Source organism: uncultured Kordia sp., from assembly GCF_947489565.1.
In the GTDB taxonomy this organism is placed as follows: domain Bacteria; phylum Bacteroidota; class Bacteroidia; order Flavobacteriales; family Flavobacteriaceae; genus Kordia.
This window is the reverse complement of record NZ_CANLEA010000003.1, coordinates 286,561-306,037: the sequence shown is the minus strand read 5'-3', so window position 1 is coordinate 306,037 and position 19,477 is coordinate 286,561. Positions and strand designations below refer to the sequence as shown.

Here is a 19,477-nt window from a genome sequence, read left to right as displayed (position 1 = left end):
CATGAAAATAGAAAATAATCAATTACTGAGATTTATTACTTCCGGAAATGTAGATGACGGAAAAAGTACACTAATAGGGAGACTTTTATATGATTCCAAATCTATCTTTGAAGATCAATTACAAAATGTAAAAAAGATAAGCGAAAGAAAAGGAAATACAGAAATAGACCTTACTTTATTTACTGATGGACTTCGTGATGAATGGGAGCAAGGAATCACTATTGACGTAGCGTATCAATATTTTACAACACCAAAACGAAAGTTTATCATTGCTGATACTCCTGGCCATGTTCAATATACTAGAAACATGTTTACTGGAGCATCTACAGCAAATTTAGCTATTATTTTGATCGATGTAATAAATGGTGTTACCGAGCAAACAAAGAGACATTCTTTTATAGCTTCTTTACTTCAAATTCCAAATGCAATTGTTTGTATTAATAAAATGGATTTGGTGAATTTCTCGGAAGATGTTTATAATTCTATCGTTGAAGAATTTAAAGAGTTCGCAGAAATGCTTTCAATGAAAGATGTACGGTTTATACCAATGAGTGCACTAGCCGGAGACAATGTAGTTGAAAAATCATCGAGAATGGAATGGTATAAAGGAGAACCTTTACTCCATACGTTAGAAACAATACCGATAGAAAGTAATATCAATGAAGAAGATGTTCGTTTTCCAGTACAAACGATATTGAGACCTCAAAGTGAAATATGTCAAGAAAAAAGAAGATATATTGGTAGATTAGGAAGTGGCGTGTTACGCGAAGGTGACGAAATTACAGTATTGCCTTCAGGACTTACTTCTAAAGTTAAAACCTTGTATAATCTTGATAAAAAGGCACAAGAAGTATTTGCTCCAATGTCTATTTCTATAACCTTAGAAGATAATATCGATATTAGTCGTGGCGATATGGTTGTAAAATCAAGCAACACACCTAATGTTTCACAAGATATAGAAGTAATGCTTTGTTGGTTACATAACAATCCGGCAAAACCAAGAGCAAAATATTTCATCAAACATACAACCAACGAGCAAAAGGCAATCATCAAAGAAATTGTTTATAAAATAGATATCGAAAGCTTAGAAAAAAACTATCAATCTGAGGGATTACATATGAATGATATCTGTAAAGTAAAACTGAAAACAACGAAACCATTAATTGTTGATTTATACAAAAAAAACAAAGTTACTGGAAGTATTATTCTTATTGACGAAGCAACGAATGAGACAGTTGCTGCTGGAATGATTGTATAATAATGAATACTTTCAGTACAAATAAAAGCCTTACAATTTAGTGGCAAACGTTATCCTATTGTATTCTAAAATACAAGAAGCAAATCATAATCTTTTATTAGAAACCTATTTAAGCATATTTCCAAAAATATTTCAAGAAAAAATAGTAAGATATCACAGATGGCAAGACGCACAGCTATCCTTATTAGGTAGATTATTAGTAAAAGAAGGGTTGAATCACTTTAATCAGAAAGTAAATTTTGAAGAGTTGCTATTCACAGAATATAACAAACCTTATTTTAAAAATGCTACGGTGCAATTCAATATTTCTCACTCAGACGAATTTGTAGTTGCTGTTTTTACAGAAAAGTATGATGATATTGGTGTTGATGTTGAAAAAGAACATTCGTTTAAAATGTCAGACTTCAAAAATCAAATGACTCCATATGAAATTGATAAAATATACAACTCAGATCGTCCTCTACAGGAATTCTATAAATATTGGACACAAAAGGAAGCCGTTTTAAAAGCAATTGGAAGTGGATTGTCTATTCCGCTCAAATCATTTGAAATAAAGAATAACAAAACTTCAATTGAAGGAAAAACATTTTATCTCTCAGAAATAGCATTTGAAAACGAATACATCTGTCATATTGCTCAAAATCAAAAAGTGGATAGCAAAGAAATAATTGTCAAAAAAGTATGTGCTAAGACATTCATTGAGAATTAAAAAATAAAACAACCTCGTTAAGAATACTAGGTATTCATACACATCATCATAAATAAATCAATCATGAAAACACAGAAAAAAATAGTTGGAGCAATCCTTTTATTATGTTCAATATTAGTCTGTAAAGCTAACAATCCGCCAAAAGTGACAAACTTTAAGGCTACTGTTGACAAGAGTAATAATACACTAGTCATAAACTACGATCTTTTTGATAAAGAGGATAGTGAAATAGAAGTAATGTTAAAAATCTCTGATAACAATGGTAACATATATCTCATTGATGCCAATAATAGCAAAGGAGATATTGGATTTCCAGTATCCGTGGGGAAAAATAAACGAATTACATGGTCGTATGATAAAAATACGTTTAACCCAAAAACATGTACTGTCAAACTTGTCGCAGATGACAAATATGAAATAGATATTGAGCAGCTTATTAAAGAAGTTGATACCACTCGTATGAAAAGAGATTTACAATATATTACTGGAGACCGTAATAATAGTAACAGAAAAGCGCGAAGACATTTAAAGAGAGTAGGTAACTATATTAAAAATACTTTTAAAGCTAATGAGCTAGACTCGTATTTCCACAAACTCAAACTATCTAATGATGAGCTCAATAAAATTTGGAATGCAAAAACAGGATTTGATGAGGTAGTTGAGAAAGGAGACAAAAAACATAACATAAGAAATGTAGTTGGGAGTATTCAAGGAGAACTTGATGAAAAAAAGGTTTTTATCATAACTGCTCATTACGATTCATATCCAGGAAGCCCAGGAATGGATGACAATGCTTCTGGAGTTGTTGGACTTTTAGAAACAATGCGCATACTTTCAAAATATAAATTTTCACACACTATAAAATTCATTGGATTTGACAAAGAAGAAGATGGTTTAGTAGGAAGCTTATCATATGTTTTTGGAGGCGGAATTAAAGAAGATGAACAAATTGGTGGAGTTATCAATTATGATATGATAGGAATATATTCTACAGAACCTGGTTCGCAATACATTCCTGAAGGATTTGACCAATTATACCCTGAAGTTTGTGAAACAATAAAAAAGAATAAAAACAGAGGAGATTTTGTCATAAACACTTCAAACGAAAACTCACAAGAACTCAGTAAATTATTTGTCAATACAGCACATACATATGTAAAAGACTTAAAAATAGCTTCTTTACTTGCAGAAGGAAGTGGTAAATATGTTCCTGCTTTAGCAGCTAGTGATCATGCTAGTTTTTGGTACAACCGAAATGCTGCGCTTCATATTGGAGAAGGAGGAGCAACTAGAAACCCAGATATTCATACAGTAAAAGATGGTAAAAATCATCTCAATCTTAACTATATGTTTATGAGCAATATTGTCAAAACTACCATAGCAACTTTTATCAAATTGGCAGATATACAACATAGTACAACAGTAAGTACGCGTGTAACTCGCTAATATTTTAAACAGTTAAACTAGAAAATTCTATTTATTTATAAATCGATCTAATCATGTTAGAGAAGAATTCTCATTTTGTTGATGAAAACAACTTAGATGCCAATACGTTGGTGTCATATCTTAAACGTAATGCACATTATTCTGAAAAAGGAATAACGTTTATTAGCGCAGCAGATTCAGAGGAATTTTTATCATATAAAGACTTATATCAAAAAGCTTTATTCTGTTTGTATAACCTACAAAGTAAAGGTATTGAAAAAGGTGACGAAGTAGTTTTTCAAATAAATGATAACAGGTCATTTATGATTCTTTTCTGGGCATGTCTTTTAGGAAGAATTATTCCAGTTCCTTTAACTGTTGGGAATCGCCATGATCATAAACTAAAATTCATAAAAGTATGGAACATTCTGCACAATCCTTATTTAGTATGTGAAGAAGAAATATTCAATAAACTAAAGGGAGATACTAGTGTAGAAACAAGCGATATTATATTTTCTGAACAACTTGATGAAAGATACCTTCTAGTTAAAGATATTCTTCAAGAAAAAGAGGAAGGAATCGAATACAGTTCTTCACCAGAAGATTTGGCATATATTCAGTTTTCTTCAGGTTCTACAGGAGATCCAAAAGGAGTAATGTTAACGCATTCAAACCTTGTATACAATGCGAGTGATATAGTGCTTCGATCAGAAACGACGAGCAATGACAGAATGTTAAGTTGGATGCCTCTAACGCATGACATGGGACTAATCTGCTTTCATCTAAGCGGTATTTTGGCAAGTATTCATCAATATATCATGCCAGCAGGTTTATTTGTTAGGAGACCCGTTTTATGGATTGAAAAAGCAAACGAACATAAAGCAACACAACTCTATTCACCAAATTTCGGATATCACTTTTTCCTATCAGCTTTTAAAGGTAAAGAAAATGTAGATTGGGATATTTCTTCCATTAGAATCATCTATAATGGAGCAGAACCAATTTCTCATGAATTGTGTGAAGAATTTGCGGAAACACTAGCGCCTTATGGATTAAAAAACAATACAATGTTTCCTGGTTATGGACTAGCAGAAGCTTCGGTAGCAGTCGCGTTACCAAATGTAGGTGACGAATTGGTCGTATACCAATTAGATAGAAATCACTTAAACACAGGAGATCACATTCAAATTCTTGATGGAGCTGCTACCAATGAAACAGTTTCATTTGTTCAAAACGGATATCCAATAAAAAACTGTGCAATCCAAATATGTGACGAATACGATAATGTATTGGACGAAGGATATATTGGACATATTCAAATTAAAGGTAAAAATGTAACTGCTGGATACTATAACAATCAAGAAAAAACAAACGATATCATTACATCAGATCAATGGCTGAAAACTGGAGATTTAGGCTTTTTTGATCAAGGAAGAATTGTAATTACAGGTAGAGCAAAAAACATCATTATCATCAATGGGCAGAATTATTATCCTCATGATATAGAAAGAGTAATAGGTGAAAAATTACCTGAATTCGATCTAGGAAAAACGGTTGCTTGCGGAATTAAAAATGATGAAGGCTATGAAAAGCTAGTAGTCTTTGTATTATTTAAAAAGAAACTAGAAGATTTTATAACACATGTACAATCAATTAAAAAGATGGTGCTAGAGTCTATTGGTTTAGAAGTTAGCGAAGTAATTGCAATTCGAAAAATTCCTAGAACGACGAGTGGTAAAATTCAAAACTTTAAACTAATTCAAAGATATGGCGAAGGTGCTTTTTTAGAGCAATTAAATGATATAGAACACTTACTATATGTAGAAGCAAACAAAGCGCTGTCTGAAAATCTTAGTACGGAAGAAAAATTACTTCATATCTGGAATGAGCTATTTGATAATAATCATATCGAGTTGACAGATAATATCTTCGATACAGGTTTAAATAGTATCGCAGCAACTAGATTTTCAAACCGAATTCAAGAACTTCTAGGCGTTCAGGTATCATTAAAAGATTTGTTCACAAATCCTACATTAAATGAATTGGTTGCACATATTCACAAAGCAAATACGGAGCAAGCAATTCCAAAAATTGAAAAAACAGCAACCTTCCTATATTATCCTACTTCTTTTGCACAACGAAGATTCTGGTTGTTACAGCAATTTGAAGAAAACTATGCAGCATACAATCTGGTAAGTGCCTATAAAATAGAAGGAAATATTGATGTCAATGCCTTAGAAAAAACATTCATACAAATCATTAATGCGTATGAAATCCTAAGAACAACATTTATAGAAATCAATGATCGATTAGTTCAAAAAGTACAGGCTAAAGAAGACTTTTCATTTACTATTGATCAGATACAATTAAATGGATCAAACAATATAGAACGCTTAGTTGAAGAGCGACTTAGAAAAGAAGCCATCAAACAATTTGACCTAGAAAACGGACCCTTATTGCGTGTTGGAATTATGAATGTCAACGGCGAACAATCATACATTACATTTACCATTCATCACATAATCACTGATGGTTGGTCTATGGGAATACTCACAAAGCAAATACAAGAATTATACAGCGCAAATCTGCATAATCAAAACACGATAAAATTAGCACCTTCACTGCAATATAAAGATTATGCAGTGTGGCAAAAACAAGTGCTTGCAACAGAAGCAATAGTGCCAAGTAGAACGTTCTGGCATACCGAATTAAAAGAAGAACTTCCACTCTTATCATTGCCTTTTAGTAAATCAAGACCATTAATTCAAACTTTTAATGGAGCAGAAGTCAGTTTCAACTTTTCTTCTGATTTTACCGCAGAATTAGAACAGTTTTGTCAAAAGGAATCAGTAACAATATTTATGACCTTGTTGTCATCACTGAACATATTGCTACATCGATATACGGGCGCAAACGACATTATAATAGGAACAGATACTGCAGGAAGAAACCAAACAGAATTGGAAGATCAAATAGGATACTTCTTAAATACATTACCGCTTCGTTTATCAATCAATAGCGACGATCATTTCAATACACTTTTGGCAAAAGCGAAACAAAAAGTATTGGATGCATTTACGCATCAAGCATATCCTTTTGATCAATTGGTAGATGAATTAGACTTAAGAAAAGACTTGGGAAGAACACCTGTATTTGATGTATTACTATTGTTCCAAAATTTTGAAGATTCTTTTTACTTGAACGATCTCTCTGAAGCGAATATTCAAGCCATAAAAACAGAGACAAATCATAGTATCACCGATCTTGAATTTGAATTCTTTTACGAAAATTCGGAACTATCATGCAAGTTAAAATACAATACGGATCTATTTGAGCATGAGAACATCAGCCGAATGGCAGTACACTTTAAAGAATTGCTAAAACAAGTCATTCAAGAACCAAGCATAGAAATTGGTGAATATGATTACTTGTCAATGGAAGAAAAACAACAATTACAATCTTTTGAAACTGCTGAGGTTAGAGAAACTTCTATGTCGGTTATCGAAAGATTTGAAGCGCAAGCAGAAAAAAATGCAAATGCTATCGCACTAGTTTTTGAAGGAAAGCAATGGACGTATGGAGAACTCAACACAAAAGTAAATCAGTTTGCAGCATACCTCACACAACAACCATTTTACAAAGCAGAAAGCAAAATAGGAGTATATATTCAACGATCTGAATGGCAAATAATAACAATACTAGCCATTTTAAAAACAGGCGGATGTTATGTTCCTGTAGATCCAGAAACACCAATGGCACGAACTGCATATATGCTTGAAAATGCCAAAGCAGATTGTGTAATTACGGATATTGATTTTGAAGACAATCAAGGAAGTCTCAATATCGCTTTACTTTCCTTAAACGAAGCAAAAGCGACACTAAACAAGTACGAAGGTGAAAATCTTGGTCTTCCTATTTCTGATACACAATTGGCGTATATTTTATACACCTCAGGAACTACAGGAATGCCAAAAGGTGTGATGATAAATCATGCTGCATTGAATGATTATATCACAACATTCACAGCATATTTCACGCTATCTTCTCAAGACAAAATACTTCAACAATCATCTTTAGCTTTTGATGTTTCTGTAGAAGAAATATTTCCAATTCTTTGTGCTGGTGGAGAATTATTCCTAATGAAAGAAGGTGGAAGAGATATTGATGAAGTTACAAGCGTGATTCAGCAAAATGATATTACAATATTGAGTACCACGCCACTTATCATCAATGAATTAAACAAAAAATCGGACTACCTAACTTCATTGCGAATTTTAATAAGTGGAGGCGATAAATTAAAGGCAAGATATATTGATCAATTGATTGATCAGGTAGCTATTTTTAATACGTATGGACCAACAGAAGCTACTGTTTGTGTTACGTATCATCGTATAAAAGAAACATCAGAAATAGACATCATTGGAAAGCCACTTCCAAACCACAAAATTCATGTATTAGATACAAATATGCGTCCAGTTCCAGTAGGAATCTCAGGAGAACTTTATGTAGAAGGCATAGGATTGGCAGAAGGATATGTGAACTCGGAAGCAGAAACAGCAAAAGCATTTCAAAAGCATCCGCAAATTTCAGAAGGAAGACTCTACAAAACAGGTGATACTGGAATGTGGTTGGCAGACGGAACCATTAAGTTTTTAGGAAGAACGGATACGCAATTAAAAATAAGAGGCTACAGAATTGAACTTGGCGAAATTGAGAAAACACTATTGCTACACAAAGAAATTAGTGATGCCATCATACGAGTTGTTACTACTGAAGAAGAAAAATATTTAGTCGCCTACATTGAAAGTCAAAACAAAATTGAAAATGAGGCTATAAAAGCACATTTAGAAAACTCGTTGCCGCATTATATGATTCCTAGAGGATATATTATGCTGGATAAATTTCCTGTAAACAACAATGGGAAAATTGATAAAACAAAACTCTTCAAAACCACATGGGATGAAGTAGTAGGAGCTCGTGAAGCCATAACACCAAGTAACGAAATAGAAGAAAAGCTATTGCGTATTTGGAAAGAAGTTTTAGACAAAGAAACCTTAGGAGTTACAGATAACTTTTTTGAAATAGGAGGACAATCGCTGAAGGCAACACAAATCATTTCTAGAATTACAAAAACCTTTGGCGTAAAACTATCCATGTTGGAGGTATTCAAATATCCTACAATTAGAAGCTTCTCTCAAAACTGTATACACAATTCAGACACTCATGAAGCAGCACATAATATTCCGAAAGCAGCAATAAAAGATTTTTATCCGTTGTCTTATGGGCAAAAAAGAATGTGGATACTTTCTCAATTTGAAGATCAACATGCAGCGTTTAACCTGTCATGGACTTTCAAACTCACAGGAAATGCTATTGAAAAACATTTTGAAAAAGCTATAAAAACGATTGTTGAACGTCATGAAAGCTTGCGAACCTCTTTTGTAGTAACGGAAGGAGAACCCTTATTGAAAATAGAAAACAGTGCCGACATTACACTTCCAATAGAGTATATATCTTCAATAGATGCACTAGAAGCCGATTGGCAAAAAATGGCGAGTGAAAATGCTAAAAAGCCATTCAATCTTGAAGAAGCACCACTATTTCGAATTACGTTAATTCAAGAGAAAAACCAATCCTACACGGTACAATTCACCATACATCATATCATTTCTGACGGATGGTCTATAGACGTATTCTCTAATGAACTTATTGGATTAATCAACGCTTCCAAAAGAGAAGAAGAACATACGCTACAACCGCTGAGCATTCAATATACCGACTTCGTGTTTTGGCAACAACACCAACTTACCGAAGCACAAGGTATAACTGATGCGAACTATTGGCACAATCGATTCAAAGGAGAAATTCCGGTCTTATCATTGCCAACGTATCAACCAAGACCATCGGTGATGACAAGTGAAGGAAATACACTGAGTTATAAACTTGAAGATGATATTATGGAAGGATTGCAAAAGATTTCCGAAAATCAACAAGGAAGTTTATACATGGCACTTCTTTCGGTATTAAAATTACTTTTTTACAGATATACCAATCAAACAGATATCATCTTAGGATCTCCTATGGCGGGAAGAAATCATGATGATCTGGAAAATCAATTAGGATATTATCTAAATGTATTGCCGTTAAGAACTACGTTTAGTGAAAATGATAACTTTTTAGAGTTATTCGAAACCACCAAAGAAACGGTATTAGAAGCACTTGAACATCAATTTTATCCAATAGATAAATTGATTGAAGAGCTTGACTTAAAAAGAGACACAAGTCGTTCTCCATTATTTGACGTATTGGTAGTATTACAAAATTTTGACAATAAATTTCTTGAAAAATCAAAAGGAACTCATGAAGTTGCCATTGAAGCCATAAAGGAAGTTGACAACGGTACAAGTATTAACGATTTATTGATTGAGTTCAATCAGTTTGAAGGCTATTGGAGCGTAAAAATTCGTTACAATACACAATTATTTACGGAAGGTCAAATGACGCGATTGTTCCATCATTTTGAAACACTTGCCAAACAAGTCATTGCACAAAGCGAATTGAAACTACATGAATACGAATTCATTACGAAAGAAGAAAAAAATGAACTATTAGATCAGTTTGGGAACACAATTACAAACACTACTGATTTTAATATTATAGCTGCATTTGACAATCAGGTTCGTATCAATCCAACAAATATTGCTGTAAAAACTTCGGAAGATCATGCATTAACCTACATAGAACTTGCACAACGCGTTGATAAACTAGCAACATACCTTAGTAAAGAAGTTGGAATACAACAAGGTGATTTTATTGGGATTGTTTCAGAGCGATCAGAAAAATTAATTATTAGCATTCTAGCGGTCTTAAAAGTTGGTGCGACATTTATTCCAATTGATCCTGATTATCCAGCTAAAAGAATTGAAAAAATAATTGATAGTAGTCATTTAAAAGTAATCATCACAGATACATGGAGCGCTGATGAAATTCAAAACGATACATTACAAATACTGCGAGAAGACGTCGCACACAATTATAAAGCAGAAAATCTTTCTATAACAATACAGAAAGATGAGCTAGCGTATATCATGTACACTTCCGGTTCTACAGGTGAACCAAAAGGAGTGATGATTTCTAGATTCTCATTAAATGATTATGTCAAAACATTTATTGACTATTACGATCTTACTGCAACAGACAAAGTCATTCAGCAATCATCCATTGGATTCGATGTTGCCATAGAAGAAATATTTCCAGCATTATGTGTTGGTGCTTGTATTTTGATCTCCAAAGAAGGAGGAAAAGATATAAAAGGCTTAGCAGAACTCATTGAACAACACGGAGCTACTGTACTTAGTACAACACCTTTGGTAATCAATGAATTAAACCAAGAACTAGACAAACTAGGAAAATTACGCATTCTGATAAGTGGTGGAGAAGCGCTGCGACCAGAGCAAATAAATCGACTGATACACAAAGTAGCTATATACAATACGTACGGACCAACTGAAGTAACGGTTTGTGCTACATTTCAAAAAATAACGTCTTTACATGATGTAAATATTATTGGAACGCCAATAACGAATCATAAAATATATCTGTTTGACGAGCATATGAACTTAGTGCCTCAAGGTGTAGAAGGAGAAATATATGTGGTTGGTAATGGACTTGCTCAAGGATACTTAAACTTGAACGATGAGACTAAGAAGCGATTCATCACAAATCCATTACAAACTTCCGAAAAGATGTATCGTACGGGAGATATAGGGAAATGGATGGAAGATGGTACCCTAAAATTCTTAGGAAGAAATGACGAACAAATAAAAATAAGAGGATATAGAGTTGAACTTGCCGAAATTCAGAAAACATTATTTGAATATGAAGCTTTACATGAAAGTTTTGTAACCACTTTACGTGATAACGAAGGCGAATTAAATATCGTTTTATTCTACCTGTCTACCACTGATGTCGATCACTTAAAACTCCAAGGATGGCTCTCGCAACGATTGCCAGGATATATGGTGCCAACGTATGTGCACAAACTTGAAAAAATTCCACGCAATTCAAACGGGAAAATTGACACAAAAAAATTACCAAGTCTATTAGAAATTCAAGAAAAAACTACCGTAGCAATAGTGCTTCCAAAGAACAAAGTACAAAAACAGTTCTTCAATCTATGGGCAGAAATCTTAGAAAAAACAGACTTTGGAATACATGATAATTTCTTTGCATTAGGAGGGAATTCTATCAAAGCTATGCGCATTATGGCAAAAGCAGCGAAGGAAATGAACTTGAAAGTGAAGCTTTCTGAATTGTTTAATAATCCTACGATTGATCTACTATCGAAAGCTGTAAGCGATATCTCTACTCTGGAAGAGAAAGAAATAACTCCAATACCATTAAGTGAATATTATGAGTTGTCTAATGCTCAAAAAAGATTGTGGATTCTAGATCAATTTAATGAAGAAAAACATGCGTATAATATTTTCTGGTCTTGTAAATTATATGGAAAGATAGATGTCGAAATCTTTAACAAAAGTTTTCAATCTGTCATAGATCGCCACGAAAGTTTCAGAACCAACTTTGTGGTAGTTGATGAGTTACCAAAGCAGAAAATTACACCAAAAGAAGAAGTTGATTACAAGATCAACTATAGAGATCTAAGCGCTGTACAGAATATAGAACAAGAAATTGCTGCGATTATAGAAGAAGAGCAAAAAAGGACATTCAACTTGGCGGAAGGATCATTGATGAATGTGCAATTATTGCAAATAAACGCTGAGGAACACATCTTGCTATTAAACATTCACCATATTATTTCCGATGGTTGGTCAGTAAATGTGTTGGTAAACGAGCTAAAAACATTATACAATGCTTATAGTGAAGGAAAACCAAATCCACTATCGAAATTACAAATTCAATACAAGGATTATGTAGCCTTTTTAAACAAACAATTAGCAGCTTCATCTATTGATGTACATAAAGAATATTGGTTAGAAAAATTTTCAGGAGAACTTCCTGTTTTAAATATAACTACTGATTTTCCAAGACCTCCTATCAAAACAGTAAATGGTCATATACAAAGAGTCGTACTTACAGAAGACAAAGTTGCCGAATTACGAACTTTAGGAGAACAACAAGGAGCAAGTTTATTCATGATATTTCTTGGCGCATTAAAAGTGTTGTTATTCAGATATACAGGACAACAAGATCTCATCGTTGGTTCACCAGTTGCAGGAAGAAATGTTGCAGGATTAGACGATCAAATAGGCTTTTATGTCAATACGCTAGCCATGCGTACTACAATTCATCCTGAATTTTCGTTCTGTGAAGTATTGGAAAAAGTAAAAGAAACTGCTTTAGAAGCATACGAACACCAAATCTATCCGTTTGATACGTTGGTAGAAGAGTTAAAATTAGAAAGAGACTTAGCACGATCTCCTTTATTTGATGTGATGATTGCAATGCAGTCAAATACCTTAAATAGTGATGAACTTGCGGAAGTTGAAGGCATAAAAATTGATTCGTATCCTGTAAACTCTTGTGTGAGTAAATTTGATTTTAACTTTAATTTTGTTGAAACTGCAACAGGATTTGAACTAGAATTAGAATACAATACAGATATATTCTCTGCTCAAAGAGTTGAACGTCTTCTTTCGCATTACCAAAATATACTTGCTGAGGTTGCTCAAAATCCAAGCGTTCTTGTGAGAGAAGTAACATATATTTCTGCACAGGAAAAAAATAAATTAACAACAAGCAACAGTACAAATATTGAATTCAATAAATCTGTAACAATACAGGAATTAATTGAACAACAAGCACAGCAAACACCGCATGAAATAGCAGTTCTTTTCGATGATAATTCTATAACCTATGAAGAACTCAATAAAGCATCAGATGCAATAGCGCATCAGTTAATTTTTGAACATCATGTAAAACCAAATGATTTAGTTGGTGTACTGATGGATCGTTCTGAAAAAATGGTCATCGCGCTATTAGGAATTTTAAAATCTGGAGCAGCATATGTACCTATTGATCCAAACTATCCTCAAAAAAGAATAGAATTCATTCTAAAAGATAGTGCGGTAAAAACAGCAATTACACTTGATAAATATCGCTCATACTTTGATAAAAATGTATCCTGTATACTGCTCGATGCTCTAACGCATGATGCGCCTTATTTTGAAAAACCAACATATGACGTAACGCATACTGCATATGTAATTTATACCTCAGGATCTACAGGATTGCCAAAAGGTGTCTTAATTACACATAAAAATGTACTAGCATTAGTGTATTGGGCGCAAGAAGAATTTAAAAATGACAACTTTGACATTGTATTCTCTGCAACATCCTACTGTTTTGACCTTTCGGTATTTGAGTTGTTTTTCACGTTAACTGTCGGAAAGAAAATTCGAGTTTTACAATCAGGACTTGACATCAAAACACATGTTACTTCCGAAAAAAATATACTGATCAATACAGTGCCAAGCGTAGTTGAAAACTTGGTGAAAGAAAATACAAACCTCGACAATGTAACTGTTTTGAATATGGCTGGTGAGCCAATTCCATTAGCACTCAAAGCAAATCTTGATTGCGATGCAATGAAAGTAAGGAACTTGTATGGTCCATCGGAAGATACAACCTATAGTAGTTGTTATCAATTAAAAACAGATGACATCAATATTCCGATTGGAAAACCGATACACAACACAAGGTTTTATATTGTAGATGAGCATCTAAATTTAGTTCCAGAAGGGACTGTTGGAGAACTCTGTATTTCGGGTGACGGACTTGCCAAAGGATATTTAAATCGTGAAGCGTTAACACTAGATAAATTTATTGAAAATCCTTTTGAAAAAGGACAAAGACTTTATAAAACAGGGGATTTAGGAAAACTATTGCCTGATGGAAATATGGAGTTTCTTGGAAGAAAAGACAACCAAGTAAAAATAAGAGGTTTTAGAATTGAAATTGGAGAAATAGAACAATTGCTTTCTAACTATTCACAGATAGAAACTGTATTGGTAGTTGCGCATAAAGAGAAAACTGGCGAACACCAATTGGCGGCTTATTTTACAGCAACAAAAACAATACATACAACTGCACTATACGAGTATCTTAAAGGAATACTTCCAGCATATATGCTTCCTTCGTTTTATATTCAATTAGACGAATTTCCACAAACACCTAATGGAAAAATTGATAGAAAAGCATTGCCAACGCCTGAAAACAGCAACACAAGTACGTCTTCAAAAACAGTAAAACCACAAACGGAAACAGAAGAAAAGGTTTTAGAAATCTGGCTCGATATTTTACAAAAAGAAACTATCAGTATTACAGATAATTTCTTTATGATTGGAGGACATTCCTTAAAAGCAACACAGATTATTTTAAGAATCAACAAAGCTTTTAGTATCGATCTTCAATTGAAAGATTTCTTTATGAGTGCTACAATTGCAGAACTTTCTAAAGTCATAGATGCATTTGGAAAAATACCATTCGATGATATTCAAAAAACAATAGAGCAGGATTTCTATGAAGTTTCAAATGCGCAACAACGATTGTGGGTATTGGATCAATTAGAGCCAAATTCTCATGTATATAATATGCCTAGCGCATATATGATTACAGGGAATTTAAACCTAAAAGCCTTCAAAGATGCATATAAAACATTGGTGGAACGACATGAGAGTTTACGAACTGTTTTTGTGTCAGAAAATGGCGAACCAAAACAAACAATACTTGACTATACGGAATCTAAATTCTCAGTGGAAGTTGAGACGCTAACGATTGAAGATACGATAGAATTAAAAATTCAAGAAGAAGCGAAAAAACCTTTCGATCTTGTTAATGGACCTTTATTTAGATTAAAACTTATTCCGTTAAAAGACGATCGACATGTTTTCTTGTTTACCATTCACCATATCATTTCTGATGGATGGTCTATGGATGTCATTCTTAAAGAAATAATAGCGCTATATGATGCGTATAATCATGGCAAAGAAAATCCGCTTCCACAACTGTCAATTCAATACAAAGATTATGCTGCTTGGCAAAGAAAGGGATTATATGAAGGGAAGTATAAACAACAAAAACAATATTGGAAACATATATTTAAAGACGAAGTAGCTGCTTTAAAATTGCCAAACGACCGTAAAAGACCGATCCAAAAAACATACAATGGTTCTTCTTTTACAACGACATTAGAGAACACGCTTGTACAAAAAATAGATACATTCCGAAAAGCACACAATGCCAGTTTATTTATGGTGTTCATGGCGTCAGTGAAAGCATTGCTCTACAAATATTCAAAACAAGAAGATATTGTCGTTGGTATTCCTATTGCAGGAAGACCAGTACTTACATTGCAAGATCAAATCGGATTTTACACAAATACGCTGGCCATACGAACTACGTTTTCAGAAAGCGACACCTTTGCAGAGGTATTAGAAACTGAAAAAAGAAACCTTTTAGATGCGTTTGCAAATCAAGACTATCCTTTTGATGAACTTATAGAAGAACTCAATATAAAACGAGACTTACAAAGATCGCCGCTATTTGATGTCATGGTTGTATTCAATGAAGCAAACACAAATAAGGTTTTACAGTCGAATGTAAAAGATTTGGATATTGAAGAACTAACAATACCAACAGCGCAAAGCAAATATGATCTTGTCATTACATTTCACTTAGAAGATGAAAAAGTAACACTTCACATAGATTACAACACCGATTTATACACTATAGAAAGAATAGTACAGATTTCAAATCATTACAAAGAATTAGTAAACGGACTCACTACTTCTGAAAATGAATCGTTAAAATCAGTAGCGTACTTGCCTAAAGAAGAGAAAAATATACTATTAGATACCTTCAATCAAACTAAGAAATTCAACATCACTAAAACGGTTGTAGAATTATTTGAAGAACAGGTTTTAAAAACTCCTCATGCAATAGCAGTTGCCTCAGAAGGAAAAGAACTTACTTATAGTGAACTCAATGCAAAATCCAATCGATTAGCGCGCTTCATCAGAAAAAATTACGATATAACGGATGATAGTTTAATTGGTTTAATGTTGGACAGATCAACAGCATTAATGGTTGGTATTTGGGGAATACTAAAAGCAGGAGCTGGTTATGTACCCATAGATCCATCGTATCCGACGAATAGAAAAATGTTCCTGATAGAAGACAGCGATATACACTTTGTATTAACAGAACAGAAGTATATTGATGATATTAATTTTGATAAAATTGAAGCTATAAATACGGCTAAGATTGAAGCTGAAAGTGAAGAAAACCTTTCCATCAATTATAACCTAAACGGTTTAATTTACAGTATTTACACATCGGGAACCACAGGAAAACCAAAAGGTGTTTTAGTAGCGCATCATTCAGTAGTAAACTTATGTTTATGGCTTAAGGATATTATGTACGATTCTTATGCTGCACCAAGAACCTTACTGACGGCTTCGTATAGTTTTGATTCTTCTGTAAAACAATTATTTCCACCGTTTTTAAGTGGCGGAACCTTAGTAATACCATCGGAAGAAAAAAGAAAAGATCCAGCATTATTACTCAAAGAAATCTTTACAAATAAAATAAACATATTTGATGCAACACCAAGCTATTTAAGTCACTTACTCAATGAAGTTGCACAAGGAAATTACAACCTAAATCATACGCCAGACTTTGTTTTAATAGGAGGAGAAATTGTACATGCCGATTTAGCCAGAAGATATCACAAAATATTTGGTTCCGATACAGAAATACTCAATGTGTATGGTGTTACAGAAGCTACGGTAGATTCTAGTTGGGCAATTGCCAGTGAACATTTAGAAAAAGATATCATTCCTATTGGGAAACCATTGCCAGGAACAAAAATGTATATCTGTGATGAAACATTAAACTTACAGCCAATAGGAGTAGAAGGAGAATTATACATTGGTGGAGAAGGCGTAAGTCGTGGATATCATAACCGACCAGCATTAACCAAAGAAAAGTTTATTGAAAGTCCATTTGTAAAAGGCGATCGTCTCTATAAAACGGGTGATATGGCAAAATGGTTGCCAGATGGAAACATGCTGTTTTTAGGAAGAATTGACAATCAAGTTAAAATAAGAGGACACAGAATTGAGCTAGGAGAAATAGAAAATACAATTGCTGAATATGATACTATTGTAGATGTTTCTGTAATTGTTAAAAACGAACAAGACGAGCAATATCTTATAGCATACATAACTTCCAGTGAAGCAGTAGAAGCAACTCAATTAAGAACGTATCTTAAAGGTCACTTGCCAACATATATGTTGCCAGACATGTTTATACAGTTGGACAAACTTCCGTTATCGTCACATGGTAAAGTAGACAAAAAAGCATTACTCAGTATGACTACTGAAATGCCACAGGATGGTATAACCAAACAACCATCAAGAAATATAACAGAAAAGATACTAAGTCAACTATGGAGCAAACTGCTGAAAAGAGAAAACATTGGCATCACTGAAAACTTTTTTGAAATTGGCGGACATTCATTAAGAGCTATACAATTAACCTCATTCATTCACAGGGAATTCAATGTCAAAATAGGTTTAAAGGATGTGTTCAAATATCCAACAATACAATCTTTATCGGAAGTTATTCATACGTCTAAAAGAATAAAACTGGGAGAAATTCAAACAGTTCCTTTCAATGATGTATACGATTTATCATATGCTCAAAAACGATTATGGATTCTAGATCAAAAAGAAAATAATGTTGTTGCTTATAACATATCTGGCGCTTATAAAATTAAAGGACTAGATGTAGAAACATTTGAAAAAGTTTTTCAAAGTATTGTTGCCAGACATGAAACATTACGAACAACTTTTGTAATGCATGAAGGAGAACCTAAACAACGTATTGCCAAAGTTGAAGAAGTAGATTTTCGTATAAAGCATATACACTTAAAAAATACGGATGCGCAAGACGATAAAGTAATTCAAATAGCAGAAGATGAATCCAACACTTATTTTGATTTACAGAATGATACGCTGATCAGAGCTACATTACTTCATTTACAAAATGATACCTATGTATTTATACTAACACTGCATCACATAATATCTGATGGTTGGTCCATAGGAGTTCTTGTAAAAGATGTTGTAACGCTTTACGAAGCACATCAAAATGAGGAAGAAAGTACATTAGCTCCATTAAAAATTCAATATAAAGACTATGCCAATTGGCAAAATACGAAACTTGAAAAAGGCGATTTTACAGCACATCAAAAGTATTGGAGCGAAAAACTAAAAGGAGAATTGCCTGTATTACAACTCGATCAAGATTTTATTGATGATGAAACCAAAACATATCAAGGACATACACTCGCGTATGATATAGATGTAGCTCTTAGCGAACAAATATATGAGCTGGCTAAGGCAGAGAAAGCAACGGTATTTATGGTGCTATTAACTTTTGTAAAAGCATTACTTCACAAATATTCCAAACAAGAAGACATCATTATAGGATCGTTAGTTGCAGGTAGAGAACATCCAGATTTAGAAGATCAAATAGGTTTCTATTTAAACACATTACCACTCCGAACTCGTTTTTCTGCAGATGAAAGTGTTGGCAACTTATTAGAAAAAGTAAAAAATACAATGTTGGAAGCATACGAATATCAAACGTATCCTTTCGATAAAATAGTAGACGATGTAAGCTTGAATAAAGTAGCAAAAAACAAGTCACTATTCAATGTCTTAGTATCTCTTCAAAACTTTAGAGACAAGGATTATTCATATACGATAGATGGAAACAGTATTGAACACATACCTGTTGCATCTAACACAAGCAAATTTGATATTTCCTTTTACTTCTTTGAAAAAGGAGAACAGATATTTTTTGAAATAGAATACAATACAGATTTATACAAACACGAAAGGATAGAGTTGATGGCACATGAATTCTTATTCCTTTCCAAAAAGATTGTTGGTGATCTTACTCAAAAACTAAGCGATATACAAGTAAAAAGTGATTGGGAACTAGAACTAGATCAGGAGAACCAACTAAAAGATACAAACTTTGAATTTAATTTTTAA

Annotated in this window: 4 protein-coding genes; all 4 read left to right on the top strand. The window is 33.3% G+C overall.

Annotation, left to right across the window (positions count from 1 at the left end; genetic code table 11):
- Position 1 precedes the first annotated feature (1 nt).
- The 4 genes from Q0845_RS05830 (at position 2) to Q0845_RS05815 (ending at position 19,477) form a co-directional block, all read left to right on the top strand.
- Complete coding sequence (locus Q0845_RS05830) at positions 2-1,258, top strand: GTP-binding protein (RefSeq protein ID WP_298510534.1); 1,257 nt, start codon at positions 2-4, stop codon at positions 1,256-1,258.
- A 40-nt stretch (positions 1,259-1,298) separates the two neighbouring features.
- Positions 1,299-1,967 carry a 4'-phosphopantetheinyl transferase superfamily protein gene (locus Q0845_RS05825; protein WP_298510531.1) on the top strand — a complete coding sequence of 223 codons (669 nt, stop codon included), beginning with the start codon at positions 1,299-1,301 and terminating at the stop codon, positions 1,965-1,967.
- A 63-nt stretch (positions 1,968-2,030) separates the two neighbouring features.
- Positions 2,031-3,413, top strand: coding sequence for a M28 family peptidase (locus Q0845_RS05820; RefSeq protein ID WP_298510528.1), 1,383 nt, complete (start codon positions 2,031-2,033; stop codon positions 3,411-3,413).
- A gap of 53 nt (positions 3,414-3,466) precedes the next feature.
- Positions 3,467-19,477: a non-ribosomal peptide synthetase gene (locus tag Q0845_RS05815; RefSeq protein ID WP_298510525.1), complete on the top strand. Its 16,011-nt coding sequence runs from the start codon at positions 3,467-3,469 to the stop codon at positions 19,475-19,477.